At 40.5% G+C, this 15,913-nt stretch carries 15 protein-coding genes; 8 read left to right on the plus strand and 7 right to left on the minus strand.

Annotated features, from left to right (window positions below):
• Nucleotides 1-704: 704 nt before the first annotated feature.
• From RMY63_RS20240 to RMY63_RS20260, 5 genes are all read left to right on the plus strand, one after another.
• A complete protein-coding gene (locus RMY63_RS20240; RefSeq protein ID WP_322730424.1) occupies nucleotides 705-3,245 on the plus strand; it encodes a proteasome protein in 2,541 nt (846 codons plus the stop codon).
• Between the two features lie 52 nt (nucleotides 3,246-3,297).
• A complete protein-coding gene (locus RMY63_RS20245; RefSeq protein ID WP_322730425.1) occupies nucleotides 3,298-4,110 on the plus strand; it encodes an Rpn family recombination-promoting nuclease/putative transposase in 813 nt (270 codons plus the stop codon).
• 56 nt (nucleotides 4,111-4,166) lie between these two features.
• The gene (locus RMY63_RS20250) at nucleotides 4,167-4,460 is read left to right on the plus strand and encodes a hypothetical protein (protein WP_322730426.1); all 294 of its coding nucleotides are present in this window, start codon (nucleotides 4,167-4,169) and stop codon (nucleotides 4,458-4,460) included.
• Between the two features lie 219 nt (nucleotides 4,461-4,679).
• A complete protein-coding gene (locus tag RMY63_RS20255; protein WP_322730427.1) occupies nucleotides 4,680-7,670 on the plus strand; it encodes a molecular chaperone in 2,991 nt (996 codons plus the stop codon).
• Between the two features lie 172 nt (nucleotides 7,671-7,842).
• Nucleotides 7,843-8,934 (plus strand): hypothetical protein, encoded by a 1,092-nt coding sequence (locus RMY63_RS20260; RefSeq protein ID WP_322730428.1) that lies wholly within the window; start codon nucleotides 7,843-7,845, stop codon nucleotides 8,932-8,934.
• 103 nt (nucleotides 8,935-9,037) lie between these two features.
• Here the strand turns inward: RMY63_RS20260 and RMY63_RS20265 are convergent, their stop codons facing one another.
• The gene (locus RMY63_RS20265; RefSeq protein ID WP_322730429.1) at nucleotides 9,038-9,532 is read right to left on the minus strand and encodes a hypothetical protein; all 495 of its coding nucleotides are present in this window, start codon (nucleotides 9,530-9,532) and stop codon (nucleotides 9,038-9,040) included.
• Nucleotides 9,533-9,625: 93 nt separating this feature from the next.
• On the opposite strand from RMY63_RS20265, the gene RMY63_RS20270 reads away from it, so the two are divergent.
• Together RMY63_RS20270 and RMY63_RS20275 are read left to right on the plus strand one after the other, a co-directional pair.
• Nucleotides 9,626-9,757 (plus strand): hypothetical protein, encoded by a 132-nt coding sequence (locus tag RMY63_RS20270; RefSeq protein ID WP_322730430.1) that lies wholly within the window; start codon nucleotides 9,626-9,628, stop codon nucleotides 9,755-9,757.
• Nucleotides 9,758-10,185: 428 nt separating this feature from the next.
• Nucleotides 10,186-11,031 (plus strand): DNA adenine methylase, encoded by an 846-nt coding sequence (locus RMY63_RS20275; RefSeq protein WP_322730431.1) that lies wholly within the window; start codon nucleotides 10,186-10,188, stop codon nucleotides 11,029-11,031.
• Here the strand turns inward: RMY63_RS20275 and RMY63_RS20280 are convergent.
• The 5 genes from RMY63_RS20280 to RMY63_RS20300 all read right to left on the minus strand — a co-directional run bounded on the left by RMY63_RS20280 (nucleotide 10,992) and on the right by RMY63_RS20300 (nucleotide 13,457).
• A complete protein-coding gene (locus RMY63_RS20280) occupies nucleotides 10,992-11,243 on the minus strand; it encodes a hypothetical protein (RefSeq protein ID WP_322730432.1) in 252 nt (83 codons plus the stop codon). The two genes, RMY63_RS20275 and RMY63_RS20280, sit on opposite strands and share 40 nt — an antisense overlap.
• Before the next feature lie 162 nt (nucleotides 11,244-11,405).
• Complete coding sequence (gene clpP / locus RMY63_RS20285; RefSeq protein ID WP_322730433.1) at nucleotides 11,406-12,014, minus strand: ATP-dependent Clp endopeptidase proteolytic subunit ClpP; 609 nt, start codon at nucleotides 12,012-12,014, stop codon at nucleotides 11,406-11,408.
• Nucleotides 12,015-12,101: 87 nt separating this feature from the next.
• Nucleotides 12,102-12,440, minus strand: a complete 339-nt coding sequence (locus RMY63_RS20290; protein WP_322730434.1) for a cupin domain-containing protein — start codon at nucleotides 12,438-12,440, stop codon at nucleotides 12,102-12,104.
• A 124-nt stretch (nucleotides 12,441-12,564) separates the two neighbouring features.
• A complete protein-coding gene (locus tag RMY63_RS20295; protein ID WP_322730435.1) occupies nucleotides 12,565-13,137 on the minus strand; it encodes an SRPBCC domain-containing protein in 573 nt (190 codons plus the stop codon).
• Complete coding sequence (locus RMY63_RS20300; RefSeq protein ID WP_229492935.1) at nucleotides 13,137-13,457, minus strand: ArsR/SmtB family transcription factor; 321 nt, start codon at nucleotides 13,455-13,457, stop codon at nucleotides 13,137-13,139. The genes RMY63_RS20295 and RMY63_RS20300 overlap by 1 nt, the downstream gene beginning before the upstream one ends.
• 173 nt (nucleotides 13,458-13,630) lie before the next feature.
• Here RMY63_RS20300 and trpD point away from each other — a divergent pair, with 173 nt between their 5' ends.
• Nucleotides 13,631-14,722 (plus strand): anthranilate phosphoribosyltransferase, encoded by a 1,092-nt coding sequence (gene trpD / locus RMY63_RS20305; RefSeq protein ID WP_322730436.1) that lies wholly within the window; start codon nucleotides 13,631-13,633, stop codon nucleotides 14,720-14,722.
• Here the strand turns inward: trpD and RMY63_RS20310 are convergent.
• Nucleotides 14,652-15,695, minus strand: a complete 1,044-nt coding sequence (locus RMY63_RS20310; protein WP_322730437.1) for a retropepsin-like aspartic protease — start codon at nucleotides 15,693-15,695, stop codon at nucleotides 14,652-14,654. The genes trpD and RMY63_RS20310 overlap by 71 nt on opposite strands.
• Nucleotides 15,696-15,913 lie beyond the last annotated feature (218 nt).

Raw genomic sequence — 15,913 nt, forward strand, 5'->3', positions numbered from 1 at the left:
GAGCTTGTTTAATTTTGTTTATTTTTGAAGTCAATGAGAAATTCATCTTCGCTATGTAATTGCATTGCTCAAAAACCTGATTTAGCTTTACGGAAACTATATGATTCTCTGCAAGGCATTTACATCTTTATCATAAATTCACAATAATCAAGAATTTCATCCAAAATAAATATTGATTTTTTATCAAGAAGAATTCAGCATGAATTAAAATCTGGCTGATGGATCTATCTTGCTTAAAATAATGGAGTATAAAAGAGTTTGAGAGCCACATCTGTATTCAGCAGCTTTTATCGAGTTAGGAGTATAAAAACCAACCCTATTTATTTGTAATTTTGGATAATGATGAATGTATAGTTTTTTATTTTTCCCAACAAACCCAATTTTTCAAAATTGTCTTGACTAGTCAAAATGCCTTATATAGCAATCCTATTTGAGTGATGATAAATCTAGGTGATGACGAGCTGTCTCTCTACGAAACACTACATGTAGCTTGCTTCCTCGTAGGGTACGCGCAGCATCTTGTAGAAAAGTACGCCAATAAAAAGAGAACAAATCTCACGAATGATTTAGGATTGCTATAGCAAAATCGCAAATTAAATGAGAGAAATGCTAAATGTGATATCAACTGGTTGCAACAATTGCTGGTAATTGCATTTTATATGTTATAAAGCTCACAGAAATTAATGTTAGGCGGAAACTACTTTATGGAACCAGATAAACTGGGCCGTTTTAAGGAGTACGGCGAATTCATCCTCCGAAAGATAGATTCTGTGCCCCAGTACCCTTCTAAACAAGAAGATTGGGTTCCAGCTAGTCTTGATGACTGTCTTCTTCGTTTGCGATCGGCTGCCCAGAAAACTGTAGACCTGGCAACTTCGCCTGTCAAAATTGGGGTGATGGGAGAATTTAGTAGTGGAAAAACCTTACTTTTAGGCAGTCTAATTGGATATGCAGATGGTTTGCCAGTCAGTGAAAACCCTACTACAGGTAATGTTACTGCCATACACATTATCCCACAAGATGACTTTGCCACTACACAATTAAGTAACTTTACGGTAGAGTATCTTTCTCATGAAGGAGTACATGAGTGTCTACGTTTCATGCTAGGGGAAGCCAATAAACGAACAACAGCAGCAGGGCTTCCTCCAATACCAGTATCGAAACTCAACTCTGGCACAGATATTATTAGCTGGTGTGAAGAAGCATGGAATAGCAGTAACAATTTAGATCTGCGTTATTTACTTCGGGAGTTGGTACTATTCCTACGGGCTTATCAAGCTTATGGGGAAGTTATGTGTGGTGGACACTACCAAATTGATGCTACCACCGCTCGTGAGGGGCTACAGCTGGTCGAGCAGCCAATGGCAATCCAAACTCTGAAATTTGAGGATCTACCCCCAGCGCACATCCGATTACCGAGTCCACCCCAGAGGCTACCAACAAAGTTATTGCAAAACAGTTTCCCACTCATCCGCCGCGTAGATATCGATGTGAAAATCTCACGGGAAATTTGGGATTTTGCAGATGCAGCTAAATTTATTCTCATCGACTTTCCGGGATTAGGGGCTGCTAATTCGGGGGCTAGGGATACCTTTTTGTCACTGCGGGAATTGGCAGAAGTACAGACAATTTTGGTATTGCTAAATGGTAAATCTCCTGGGAGCGATCGCGCCAATAAAATCTTCACGATGATGCAACAGCAGCGACCGGGACAAGACCTGAAAGACTTAATTCTCGTTGGTGTGGGTCGCTTCGATCAACTACCTCTAGATAGCGAGGGTGGCGAAAGAGAACTTGACCAACTGATTGAAGATAGGGATTTACAAGAGGAAACCGTTTTCCAAAAACTCAAAGTTCTGCAAACTACCATTGACGGTGCAGAAGCGTTTACAACCCAAAAAGACCGCATCGTTTTACTATCGCCACTGTTGGGATTAGCTGAATTGGCAAAACGTTCTACTACAGTGAAAGCAGGCTCATCAGAGTTTTTGGCTAACTTAGACTATCCTGATTATCTAGATCGGTCTAAACGGCTACAAGATAAATGGGAGCGCTTAAGTAAACATCTCTTAGAATCTGACACCCGTAGCTATTTGGGCAGACAGTTGGGTTACTTTAGTCAAGATGGGGGACTTAATAAGCTGCGGGAATTGATTCAAACCCACGTAGCGACTCATGGTCTGAAGCAACTCTATGAAGATACTAAAAGAGCTGCTGATGTGGTGAGTCAGCAACAAGATCATTTAAAGGACATCATAGATGAAATTCACGAGCAAGGTATCCCTACAGGCGATAGTCCTGCTTTTATCGAATTGCGTTTTTTGGTCGAAAGCTTAGATAAAATCTACAGAAATTTTCAAAAAGATATCGGCAAAGAACCACTTAAAGATCGGCGCGGTGTTGTTGTCAGCGATGTAGTTAAAGACGAACTCACCTTTAGAATCCTCAATTGGAACCAGTGGACTTTACTCTTCAACAAAGCCAATAATGGAGCGATCGCTCTGGCAGAATCTAAAGGTGCAGCTGGAAAATTATTTGATCGGGGAAATCGTCTAAATAGTTCCCTTCCAACTAAAAGCGATGATTTTTATCCAGTCTTTGAGAAAACCGTTAAAGAAGTAGAAGATTTTGCCCGCGATCGCATTCATCAAGCCGTGGTAGATTTATTAAATCAATTATCGAATTATATCGCCCCAGAACGCGAACAATTGCAGGCATTTTTTCACCCAGAAATGGAACAAGAAATCGAAGATAAATTTGGTTTTGAAGATGCCGATCTCTTTTATAAATTATTACTAGGATGCGAGCCTAATGAGTGGAAAGAAGCAATCATCTCTGAAATCAGTAGTAAAGACAAAACCGTTGCACCCGAAATTATCTTTCCTTTAGCACGTCAAGACGATAAACACAATGTTGGTCAAATCTTTGACTGGGCACCAGAGAAAAGCCAAGGCTTACCCAGATCGAGCAATCACCAACTTTTAGTACTACGACTGCGAGATGAAATTACTGCTAGTGCCAGCCTCCATCTTGTGCAGTATGTTAGCGAAGTTAATCAGCAAATTAATTCCGAATTTGAAGGTATTTTGGATCAAATTATTCCTAGTTTACAAAACCTTTCAAAAAAAGAAACTTTGCTGAGATATCTAGCGGCTGGGGAATTGCCATCTGAAATCCAAATTCCTACTTGGTTGCAGATTATTTCAGAACTTGCTGCTGTTTCTTACTTAGATGATTTGAGATAAGCTAACTCAGAAACTGACTGATTGCGATCGCTACAGTTATGAGGATATATTTGTGAGACGTGATGCGATTTTTTATGCAATTTTTAAGCGTGTCCCAGGATTGTTTTTCGAGTTAGTAGAACAGCCACCAGCCGAAGCTAGTAGCTATCGCTTTGAATCAGTTGAAGTTAAAGAACCAACATTTCGGATTGATGGGGTATTTTTACCTCCAGCTGATGCAACATCTCAGATGATATTTTTTGCTGAGTTACAATTCCAAAAGGATGAGTTACTGTACCATCGCTTTTTCTCAGAGTCGATGCTGTATATGTATCGCAACCCGTCGCTTTATAATGACTGGTACGGAGTAATTATTTTACAGTCTCGCAGCTTGGAACCGGAAAAAACCACTATTCACAGATCGCTACTGAACAGTTCCCAAGTACAACGGATTTATTTAGATGAGTTAGGTAGTCCTGATGAGCAAAGAATAGGTATCAGTTTGATACAGTTAACTATTGCCTCAGATACTCAAATGGTGCAAGAAGCGAAACGTTTAATTGAGCGGGTGCAACAAGAACAGATAACTGTTTTAGCTAAGGAGGAGATAATAGATGTAATCACAACAATTGCTGTTTATAAATTTGCCAACTTAAGTCGTGAAGAGGTAGAAGCAATGTTAGGAGTTAAGTTAGAAGAAACTAGGGTTTATCAAGAAGCCAAACAAGAGGGACGAGAAGAAGGATTAGAAGAAGGAATACAACTAGGACGAGAACAAGCAAAACTTGAAGTTGTACCTCAGTTCTTAGCTCTTGGTATGTCGATGGAAGACGTTGCCAAATTACTTAATTTAACCATCGAACAAGTAAGACTCGCAGCTGAGTAATCACAACAATTACTGGTTATAAATTTGTAAACTTAAGCCGTGAAGAGGTAGAGGCAATGTTTGAAATTAAGTTACAAGAAACTAGGATTTATCGAGAAGCTAAAGAAGAAGGACTAAAACAAGCACTAGAAGAAATACGAGAACTAGGAATACAGCAAGGACTACAACTAGGACGAGAACTAGGACTACAACTAGGAATACAACAAGGACGAGAACTAGCAAAACTTGAACTTATACCTCGGTGTTTAGCTTATGGTATTTCGATAGAAGAGGTTGCGAGGTTACTTCATTTAACTATCGAAGAAATCGAACAAGTAAGACTTGCAACTGAGCAAGAATCTTCAACATAAACTTAGTAACGGCTGCAATTTTCATAGCGATCGCCTAGTTCGGGCTACGCCTACATCCTTTCATATAAAAGCGTAGGCGTAGATATCCCACTAAATAAAAAAGCCGGTGCTAAAGAGAATCAGTGGTACAAGACCAAAGATTCTCTAAATTTGTAATTTTATGGTAAAACATTACAGTTTTTAGCTAGCGATAAAAAAACAACAGAAAGTGATACTCTAATGAACCCTTTCCAACTCAACAAATATAGCGATCAAGAACCAAGCGAAAAACAACAAAGCGAAAAACAACAAAAAAGATTTCCGGGATGGTTTGCTTTAGATTTTGGTACATCGAACTCTACAGTTACACTTTTCGATCCAATTGAAGTACCGATCGCAGAAATTCTACCCAAAGAACAAGAAATGCGGTTGCGTGATCGCTTATCGCAATGGCTAAATTCTCCCGCCTCAGTGGCTTTACCGGATGTCAGTGCTGATGATTGGGAAAAGTTTATCTCAGAAATTAGCAGAAACCTAGAGATAGAACCCAGCCAATTGAGTGAAGTCTTTGAAAGTGACAATAAAGAGCGATTTTTGGAAGCAATTCGCCAAATTGAACTTTCTTTAGGAAATAGCGAGAGATTCCGCCGTGCTGTCAGCAAAAAACTTTACCAAATCTATCATGAGGTGTTCCGCGTCCCTACCCTAGAGTCGCAAAATCTGATCCCAGTTGTGCTGGATATTGATCGCCGCGATACGGAAATTCCCAGCGAGTCGGAAATTTCGTACTTAGGGAACTTAAAACTACGGATGGGAAGGGAAGCTAGAGATAACCGAAAAAAAGCGATCGCTCAAGGTACAAGCAGTTCTTTAAAGGAAATTATCAGCAGGTTTCACCATTCACCCAAACGCTATTTTGGTCAGGAGCGATCGTTTTCAGTTATTTTAGATGGTGAAGAAGAAACAATTACCGCTAACCAGTTAATCCAATCTGCTTGGGCGCATTTAATCGAGTTAACTGAAGACTACCGCCAACACGCACGACGCAGATTTTCTGAAGGAGATTTTTTAACAGCAGTTGTCACCTACCCAACAGTCGCCCCACCAGTTGTTCGTAAGGAAGTTAGGGAATTAGTTGAGCAGTTAGGAATCGATGATGTACAAACTGCTTATGATGAAGCCGTTTCTGTGGCAATATTCTTTTTATGGCGAGAATTTGGTGGTAATCTCAACATTGGGATTGAGTCATTCAAAACCCGTTGTCGCCAAGTAGGAAACAAATGGTCACAAAATGTCCTCGTCTTGGATATTGGTGGCGGAACTACAGACTTAGCTTTAATTGAACTGACTTTAGAAGATAAAACCCCAGCTTTTGCTGATTATGAAGACCGGGGTTTAGGAGGACGTTACTATAAACTTACTCCTAAACTATTAGGTTCATCTGGTCATTTACAGTTAGGTGGTGAGTTAATTACACTGCGAATTTTTAGATTATTAAAAGTTGCGATCGCAGATTTTTTGTTGACATCAGTAACAATAGGTGATATCGAAAACGAAAAGTTAGAAGATTTAATTAACTCTGAATTAAACGAGCGTTTCTTAGAACAAGGCAAATTTAAAACTGGCAGTCTTTTAAAATGTCTAGACAGAGAGAATCCAGAAGGTGATATTGCTTACAAAGATGCCCTAGATACTGCCGAGAAAGTATTGCCCACCCGTTGGCAACAAGCACCCCAACGTTTACAATCTTTTTATATTCTTTGGGATTATGCAGAAGCCGCTAAACTTAAACTTGGACAAAAGCCATCAGTAGAGAATTCTCTATTAACCTTCACACTTTCTGAGCAGCAAATTTCTGAATTGCTCACCCAAAGCACCGTTAAATTACAAGTTAAAGATCCAAATAATATCTGCATCACCCTAGACAACCAGCAATTTGAACGAGCCGCCGCTTCGGGAATTAAAGAAGCGATCGGAATTGCCCAAGGATTAATGGAAAGTCGTTTGCGTCCCGATGATCTCACCAAAGATTCTTGGAATTCCCAAAAAGTTGATTGGTTAATTTTGTCTGGTAAAACTTGTAATTTAGACATAGTGCAGCGCCAAATTTACCAAGAATTTAGCAAGTCTCCATATTTTGTCTGGAATCCAGAACGGATTACCTTTGTACTGGAATTTACCAAGCTAGCCACTTCCGCCGGTGCTTGCTATGCCGAAAAGCTACGAAGATTGAGATTCGATCCAGAAGAGTCCAAAAGCTTGCTGCGTAAGGGAGCCAACCAGCTAGAAATTGATGTCAAAAACCTGTTTTATTATTTACCCTGCAACTTCAAACGCAAAACCCAAAGCAACGATTTACTAACTATATTCAAAGCTGGACAAGAACTCTATCAACTTGCACCTTGGGAAACTGTTGCTAAAGTTCGTACTCATTGGCAAGGCATACAATTGACTAATATTATCTACCGTCAGGATTACGAAGAAGGAGATTTACGACTTTGGGGAAGCTTTGACGGCAAAAACCTCATGAATCAATTGGAAATGCCAGAAGCAGAGTTTCTGAAAAAAATCAAAATCCAGTTTGAAATTGACCAAACCCTCGAATTTAACGTATTGCTTTGTCAAGGAAATCCTCATTATTTAATTGATATTTCTGGCATTGATTTAGAATCGGTAGTTTCAGAAACTTCAGCGCTATTTGCTGATGGTAAATTAAACTGGAATATTGCTGTTGAGGGCTTCAATAAAGACTTAAATGATGGTGATATTGCCGTCAATGTTATTGAGTCAGCAACTGTCGATCAACCAGATGCCTATCATCTTGTATTTGAAGTTGGAAATGATGGTAGCAAAACGTTTCACAAATTTCATTATTTGCGCGATGGGATGACGCAACCAGGAATTGGGTTAATTAGTAATCCCTTACCTCCATTCCCACAAACTGGCCAGCACACCTTCTATGTTTATCAAACAGATGCCCAAACCAACTGCAAAAAATGGATAAGAATTGGCGCACTCAGCAAACCAGATGTAACCACAGATTACCCTTGCCAATATCGTGTAACTATAGATGATCAAGGCATTTTGCGGATGCACGCTGGTGAAGTACCTTACTGGACATCACAAAATCAAGAATGCCTCAAACAAGAAGGATGTGTTTACCGTGCTGAATTAGAATTACAACCTAATGAAGTTGATAAAGAACGCGATCCCTTTTGCGGCATACATTAACTCTTGCATTAAACCTCTGCATTCCTCTGCGCTAACCTTCTCTACGAGACGCTTTGCGAATGCGTTCCTTTGCGTTGAAAAAATTAATATTTTTAAACGAAAAGGCGTGCAGAGGTTTGCCAAATTTAATTTGCTACGAATCACATACAGGTAATATTTGGAGGTGATATTCATGCAGCACTTGCGTCAATTATTAGAGATAGAAAACTCAGAGTTAGCCCAATTACTGCGGTTTAGTTTGTATGGACTAGAGGCTACATTGAATCAGGCTCGTACAGAATTACCACTAGATCCAGGATCTAAAATATGTGATGAGGTGCTGCAAGAACTTCATAACCTCTTACAACCTGCACTCGCACAGCAAAATACTGGTTGGGAAGATGCGCCAGATGAGTTAAAACTAAGTCACCTGCGGGAAGTTTTCGATTCTGACTCAGAACTTAATTATTATTTGGGTAATTCCCAACTGCAAAGTCAAACAGATTCAGATCTATGGAATGAGATTCAACGCAAACTGCTGCGAGTCCCAGAGGATTTAGCTGCATCTTGGCAACAGCGCACCTTAGATTTGGCTCAACAAGTTGGTGCGATCGCAGATAATTCTAACCTCTACCAACTTCCCTTTATCCGCGATGAAATTATCTACCCCGGTCTTAGTGGTACTGTTCAAACCCAAGGATTAAATTTGTATCAACAAGCACTTTCAAATTCTCAAATTCCCCAAGGTAATGTATCCGATTTACCAGCGGCATTCCTATTTTTATATATGAATTTTATCGAAATAGACCCAGATTTACATCATGCTTTAAAGAGCGTTTTTAGCTTCGATGTCATTTCCTTACACTCCAAACCAGAACAGCGCGATCAATATATTGATGCTTTAAGCGATCGCTTCCAACGCACCCAAAAAGCTGAGAAAAACACTGATCCCCTGTCAATTCTCCGTGCTTGGATTGACATGGATGAGGCTATACATTCTTTAGTATTCGTACCACCGGCTGAACGTTATTCTTGGTGGGGAAAGCTACAACATGAATCACGGCGCATTCTGAAGAAAGTCGCTGATGAAGCTATTAATGCAGGTAATGAAGTGCGAATTCGCCAATTATCGGGACTTTATGCAGATATCTGTGCTGTATCCAAAGATGACTTACAACTAGACTGTGGTGGTATTCCTGGCGAAGTCTTAACTTGTCTTCGGGTATATGCGCGAATTAATCAGGAAGAATCTCCAGGTCGTGTAATATTTCGCTCATCACGCTAATACCGCAAGGCGGAAGTCAAAAGTTAACACTGAGCGCAAAAACCGTTAGAGTGGACAAGGCTTCAGTCTTGCCTACTCTACTCGGCTATGCTTGCTCCAATCCTTAGTCTGATATTCGATTCCATGTAGGAGCGATTAACTGCCCGGCCAATCCTCCTTTTTGACCAATCGCAAAAACCTGGGTTGCTAGGAGTATTCTTCCTTTTTTCTCAGTCTCGGAGATTATAAAATTATATGTAACCGTGCCGGTAGAAAAAGGGATCGTAGCAACACCTGTACCATTTGTTGCCACCGAATAAGTTCCATTCGCCACCGGGGGAAGATCATTAATGTTTCTAGAACAATTAGGAATAGGATTGCCACACGGTAAGTTCGCTATCAAGTCCACAGTTAGTCCACCTTTTCCATCGAAGGTTATCGGCCCTAAGCTGGCAACATTAGCACTGTTGTTGACATAGGCGTAATTTCCCTGAATACTGGACTTTGTGAAAGTCTGATCGCTGGCCATAGCAGACTGAGCAGTGTAGATACCCAGTATCACCAGAATTACCGCCAGTACCTTGAAAATATTCCTCATTTGAGTAGATTTATTTTGCATTTTTCTTGCTTCGCTCTAACAACTAAAAATTGAGATTCCCCCGCTTGGGGCATGACACAAAAGCTTAAAGACTAGCTCAAGCGCAACTGCTACATGAAACGGTTAGCTCTTTTGGCTGCTGTCAGATGTCAGTTGCAACAAAGTGTTGTTCTGGCTGGGATAAATATTAGGATTTCCCACGAGTCAGATTTTGTAGCAGCCAGCCAAACTATATTATTAGACTAGTTTTATCGGTCTAATACTCCTAATTCGGATGATTAGACAGAAAAATCGCACCTTAACATTTCAAAATAGGCAATTACACTGGATTAGTGAAAACACTACCACCATTAAATGGATTAGACTGCAAAATTCCGTATTTCTTCCAATTGATATGACTGACTGGATATTACACATCAAGTAATCAGGTGTAAAGGTATGTTGAACTGTCCGCTCACTCAATAATGAAGTAGAAAATCATGATTATGAGCATTGAGTGCTACTAGTAAGTTCAGTAGAAATGAAAATCGATAAATATGTAGTGTAGGTGTATCAACAATGTCAGTTCATAAGATTAAAAAGATAGATTCAGACTATTTTACAGATAGTTGAATTGTCTTTCTTTCTAAATCTTTGAATAATTAAATATATTTTAAGCCATAAAAATTACTTTTATGCTCAAAAGTCCTCTCCGATATCCTGGTGGTAAGTCAAAAGCAATAAATCAAATAGTTGAATATTTACCAGAAAGCTTTTCGGAATTTCGAGAACCTTTTGTGGGTGGTGGTTCTGTATTCATTTATTTACGACAAAAGTTTCCTAATCTCAAAATTTGGATTAACGATTTAAACTGCGAACTCTTCTTATTTTGGAAAGTTGCTCAATCCAATCTAGCTCAGTTAGTTAAAGAAATTCGCCATGTTAAAGTAAAGTATACAGATGGCAAATTATTGTTTGTAGAATTGACCAGTGTAGATGTCAATAAATTATCTGATTTAGAAAGAGCCGTTCGTTTTTTCGTTCTTAATAGAATTACTTTTAGTGGAACTGTAAAATCAGGTGGTTTTTCCCAAGAAGCTTTTCATAAGCGCTTTACTGATTCTTCAATAGAACGATTAGAAAAGTTGGAAGATATTCTATCAAACAATGTTCAAATTACTAATTTGGATTACAGCCATTTATTAAAAACATCAGGAGAAGATATATTTCTATTTTTAGATCCACCATATTTTAGTGCTACAAAATCAAAGCTATATGGTAAAGATGGTAACTTACACACTTCTTTTGAACATCAGAGATTTGCTGAAATTTTACAACAATGTCATCATCACTGGCTAATTACCTACGACAACTCAACGCAAATTATAGAAAACTTTCAATGGGCTAATATTTTAGAGTGGGAATTACAGTACGGTATGAATAACTATAAACAAAATGGTGCAGCTAAAGGAAAAGAGCTATTCATTACTAACTATAAAGTTCAACGGAATTTAGACAAAATCGCATCTTCTATTGCATAGTCCAGCAACCACGGTACTGCAAACTGCTGCGGTTCTTCAGGTGAATGAGTTCGCTGCCAATCTATGGTTTGCCGCAATGCTTCATTTAAGGGCACAATTTCTTTGTATCCCAATTCTTGACGGATACGAGTTGAGTCTACAAACCAATCTTGATCTGTATTGAGAGACAACTTCCACTCTGATGGGAACTGGCTTTTCGGTACGGTAATCACTTTACCCTGCCATCCTGCTATTTTCCCGACTCTGGTGATGCGTTGAGCTTCGGTAAGTGCTTCTACATCAGCGACATGATAAATGCGATTAGTTGCACGTTCGTTTGTTGCTGCTAGTGCGATCGCATACGCTACATTTTCTACATATAGGTTGTTTGCAGATTAAATAGAGGTAGATGTTTTCAAGATAATATTGTCAATTAAACTGTAAGCTTTTGCTTCTTCGGCACTCATGAAAAAGTCCCGTTCAGAGTCCAGTTCAATCTGCCGTGACGATTTACCAGTATTGGCAGCGAGTATTTTGTTCATTAATTGGCGAAAATACAAAATTTCTTTAGCTGCAATTTCAATATCAGATGCTTTTCCCTGAACCCCTCCTAATGGTTGATGAATCATAATTCGAGCATTTGGTAGAGCATATCTTTTGCCCTTAGTTCCAGCAGCAAGTAAGAACGATCCCATTGAGGCAGCAATACCGATGCAGACAGTACATACTTCTGAACGAATTTGATTCATGGCATCGTAAATAGCCATTCCTGCTGTCACAGAACCTCCAGGACTGTTAATATACAATGTGATATCTTGCTCTGGATCTTCAGCATCAAGAAATAGCATTTGGGCAACGATGAGATTAGCTGTCTCGTCTGTAACTTCATTTCGCAAAAAGATAATTCGCTCTGCAAGTAAGCGTGAATAAATGTCTAATGCTCGCTCCCCTCTTTCTGATTGTTGAATAATCATTGGGATGCTGATTTGAGTTTGAGAATTCATATTTGACTCCAAGTAAGATAAAACATTCATTAAAAACATAGTTTTTAATAAAATAATTAGGCTATTTTTTTGAAAAAATTATGATTTTTATAAATCCTCAAATATTCCCATCTCACCAAGACGAATTGTAATAATTTCAACGGACGTAACTGCTTTGTGAGGCCCATTCTGGGTATGAGCAGGCGTAAACCAAAATGTTCCTGCTTTGCATTCACGTCCAGCAGTTTCGATAGTTCCATTCAGAACATAAACATATTCATCACAAGGATGATAGTGAACTGGAATCACTGTGCCAGCAATCATTTTTAGTCTATGAATTGAACCTTTTGGCACTGGTTCAGCTAATGGCAATAATTTTGTACCTGGAACAGGCTGAAACTCAAACCATGTTTCAGCTTCTGTGTCAACAAAAGTCTGTTTATTCATATTGAATTTTCCAAAAGCTCAATTTAATTTGGCTTGGCTAATGCTCGTCCAACCACAAATGATAATGTATGCCAAGCTTTTAATTTAAATGTAGATATTGACGTGCAATGTGTGAATTTCCACTTTAACTTGTGCAGAGTTTAGCTAAAATTTGCGGTACTTTTTCATGCAAACTGTAGTTCCATCCACCATTAATAAAATAACTAAAAACGATACTATCTAATGCCTCATATCTACCAACTGGTATTGATGAAAATACAGTGCTGCGATTATTTGGTATTACTGTCTGCATCCCTGCCTTGGACTCATGCATAAATTTGCCTTGCCACGGTTGAGAAAGTTCCATTAGTTCATTCAGCTTGATGGCTTTTTGAATCAAACCTTTATGTTCGAGTAGAAGTTTCGTACCCCCAACTACGGGTTGGATTGTCCAGGTAACAACTGAAGGCTGGCACATCATACTGTCTTGCCAAGTAAACGCCAGTCGTCTTGGCTCATCAAGTTCAATTACCTGACAGTCTATGTCTCCCTCCAACCCTGGTAGTGTCGAATGTACAAATCGGAATTTGTGTCCCAAACGCGGCTCAAAGTCGTTTTCCATTAGCCATACTGCCAATGCCTCACGGTTAGTAAGTACCTGCCAAACCCGTTGGGGAGGATAGGGATAGAACACTTCCATATTTAAGTTTCGGAGCATCAATTTTCCTCCAAATAATTGCCAAGGGCATCGAGTTTTTCTTGCCAAAACTGCTCGTAATGAGCAATCCATTCAGATATCTGTTTCAATGGCTCCGGGTTTAGCCGATAGAAACGCTGTCGCCCTGCTTTCCGCATTTGCACTAAGCCTGCTTCGCAAAGAATCTGTAAGTGCTGAGAAATAGCTGGCAAGCTCATGGCAAATGGCTGGGCCAGTTCTTTGACTGGTTGCTCACCACTACGTAACAGATCCAGTAGCGCCCTGCGTGTGGGATCTGCGATCGCCACAAAAACATCGGCACTGGCAGCAGGTCTACTCATTCCTATTAACCATATATTTAAGCAAATGCTTAACTATTTAGATAATACATAAGTAATTGCTTAAATGTCAACTCCTAAGAACAGCAAAAAATTAGGCTTTTAGTTTCCCAAGCTTGGCTGCTACTTTCTCATTTTTCGGTAGGATGGCTCCCATACCTACAAAAACCTTAGCGATGACAACTTCCCCAATCCCTGCTCAAGAATCCTCTGTTAGCTGGTATATTCTGTTGCAACAATTAATAGATGGACAATCATTGTCTCGTACTCAATCTGCTGAATTGATGCAAGGTTGGCTCAGTGAAGCGGTTCCCCCGGAGTTATCAGGGGCTATATTAACAGCGCTGAACTTTAGAGGCATTTCTGCTGAAGAGTTGACTGGTATGGCTGAAGTATTACAATCTCAATGTTCGCCACTCAGCACTCAGCACGGGCTAAACGCCCCGCTTCCGCTAACAGCACTCAGCACTGTAATAGATACCTGTGGCACTGGTGGAGATGGGTCATCAACCTTTAATATTTCTACAGCAGTTGCTTTTGTTGCCGCTGCATCTGGCATACCCGTTGCTAAACACGGCAATCGTTCAGCTTCAAGTCTCACAGGAAGTGCAGACGTATTAGAAGCCTTGGGTGTAAACTTAAGTGCATCCAGTGAAAAGGTGCAAGCTGCACTACAAGAGGTGGGGATCACTTTCTTGTTTGCCCCTGGTTGGCATCCAGCACTCAAGGCGGTTGCGTCATTACGGCGGACTTTGAAAGTGCGAACAATCTTTAATTTGCTCGGGCCGTTGGTAAATCCCTTGCGTCCAACTGGGCAGGTAGTGGGTTTATTTACTCCTAAGCTTTTGGCAACAGTTGCCGAAGCTTTACAGAATTTGGGTAAGGAAAAGGCGATTGTGCTGCACGGGCGAGAAAAACTTGATGAGGCGGGGTTGGGAGATTTAACTGACTTGGCGGTGTTATCGGCGGGAGAAGTACAGTTAACTACGATTAATCCCCTAGATTTGGATTTAACGCCTGCTTCCATAGGTATGCTTCGGGGTGGAGATGTCCAAGAGAATGTACTGATTCTCAAGGCTGTACTTCAAGGTAAGGGAACTCGGGCGCAACAAGATGCAGTTGCCTTAAATGCGTCGTTGGCACTGCAAGTAGCGGGTACGATCGCTTTCCTCGATCACGCCCAAGGGATTAAAATCGCTAGGGATATCCTACAAAGTGGGGCAGCTTGGACGAAGTTGGAGCAGTTAGTTGAGTTTCTGAGGAATTGATTTGCGATCGCAATTGCGGGCGAAACTCTACCACATTACGCTTAATGGTGACATCATAATTACCAAAAAAGTCATGTCCTAGAAGTCCAGTTTCTAGTTCCGCACCTGCGATCGCTACTGGTATTTTTTTTACTATTACCCCGCCAACGGCCATCGAATTAACATAGCCCACAGGAAATTCTACAGCTCTGGAACTTGCGGTGTTTGCCTTGGCTTTTCCTACTGTGACGATTCCCAAAGCATCGGCCATCTCTTGGGTGATGACAGTACCACTTGCTCCGGTATCGACAATCATCTCAAATTCTTGCTGACCATTGAAAGTGACTTCCACAATTGGCGTACCACCAATTCGCCTTTTTATCGGCGCTGTAAATACTGCTTCAGCGGGAATCACCACTGCTGATGACGGCAAACTTGGCTCTGGTGATAACGGTTTTGTTTCTCGTGGAGGTAAGGTGAACTTTGGTATGGTTTCTCTCTGGGGAACAACAACTACTATTTTATGAGGTACTCTAACTGCAACAGGGCGAGGATTAACTTGCTGTTGGGCATATTTGATTTGCTGCCGATATTCAGTAATTTTGGTTTGAGCGATCGCAAATTCTGGGCTTTGTGGCCGGACTCTTTGCATTAGCGCGATCGCCTCCTGGTACTGACTCGCCACTAATTTCCAATCATCTGGAGATTGAGCAGATTGGCTAATACTCCAAGCGCCAACAGCTTTGTCTCGTCCGATTTCAAAAAGACTTGGTTCACTTTCAAATGGATCTACTAGCGGCTGCGCTTCTGGGGTAGCTGCTGGTCTTACTGGTTCAACGCTAGGCTTGACTGGTGCTAGATCCCCAATTGGCGTAGGTTGCTCATCGCCACCAGTAGCGGTGTTCAGTTTGTCTTCACTACAGGCAACGCATAAAACCGCTAGAGCGCTTGATACAAAAATTAGGGTTGCACGGGATAAAAAAGACTGAAGCATAATTAATTTTAACTGCCCAAGCTTTGCCAAATCCACTCCCGTTACTTTAATTCCCTTTTAATTTTAATTAACTATCTTAAAACCTCCCAATTGCTCAACTTATGGGATAATTAACAATTGCAGTATTGGGGAATAGGGAATGGGGAGGAGTTTTCCCAATGCCCACTTGCCCTGAGCGAACGCGAACAGCGTCTCGTAGAGAAGCCGAAGGGATGCCC

This window comes from Nostoc sp. ChiQUE01b (assembly GCF_034531255.1).
In the GTDB taxonomy this organism is placed as follows: Bacteria; Cyanobacteriota; Cyanobacteriia; order Cyanobacteriales; family Nostocaceae; genus Nostoc.

What these genes read in the sequence shown, in the direction of transcription:
- trpD (WP_322730436.1), top strand. Translation starts at nt 13,631, where the DNA reads ATGACAACTTCCCCAATCCCTGCTCAAGAATCCTCTGTTAGCTGGTAT.
- RMY63_RS20260 (WP_322730428.1), top strand. Translation starts at nt 7,843, where the DNA reads ATGCAGCACTTGCGTCAATTATTAGAGATAGAAAACTCAGAGTTAGCC.
- RMY63_RS20270 (WP_322730430.1), top strand. Translation starts at nt 9,626, where the DNA reads ATGAAACGGTTAGCTCTTTTGGCTGCTGTCAGATGTCAGTTGCAACAA.
- RMY63_RS20265 (WP_322730429.1), bottom strand. Translation starts at nt 9,532, where the DNA reads ATGCAAAATAAATCTACTCAAATGAGGAATATTTTCAAGGTACTGGCG.
- RMY63_RS20310 (WP_322730437.1), bottom strand. Translation starts at nt 15,695, where the DNA reads ATGCTTCAGTCTTTTTTATCCCGTGCAACCCTAATTTTTGTATCAAGC.
- RMY63_RS20250 (WP_322730426.1), top strand. Translation starts at nt 4,167, where the DNA reads ATGTTTGAAATTAAGTTACAAGAAACTAGGATTTATCGAGAAGCTAAA.
- RMY63_RS20240 (WP_322730424.1), top strand. Translation starts at nt 705, where the DNA reads ATGGAACCAGATAAACTGGGCCGTTTTAAGGAGTACGGCGAATTCATC.
- clpP (WP_322730433.1), bottom strand. Translation starts at nt 12,014, where the DNA reads ATGAATTCTCAAACTCAAATCAGCATCCCAATGATTATTCAACAATCA.
- RMY63_RS20275 (WP_322730431.1), top strand. Translation starts at nt 10,186, where the DNA reads ATGCTCAAAAGTCCTCTCCGATATCCTGGTGGTAAGTCAAAAGCAATA.
- RMY63_RS20295 (WP_322730435.1), bottom strand. Translation starts at nt 13,137, where the DNA reads ATGCTCCGAAACTTAAATATGGAAGTGTTCTATCCCTATCCTCCCCAA.
- RMY63_RS20290 (WP_322730434.1), bottom strand. Translation starts at nt 12,440, where the DNA reads ATGAATAAACAGACTTTTGTTGACACAGAAGCTGAAACATGGTTTGAG.
- RMY63_RS20255 (WP_322730427.1), top strand. Translation starts at nt 4,680, where the DNA reads ATGAACCCTTTCCAACTCAACAAATATAGCGATCAAGAACCAAGCGAA.
- RMY63_RS20300 (WP_229492935.1), bottom strand. Translation starts at nt 13,457, where the DNA reads ATGAGTAGACCTGCTGCCAGTGCCGATGTTTTTGTGGCGATCGCAGAT.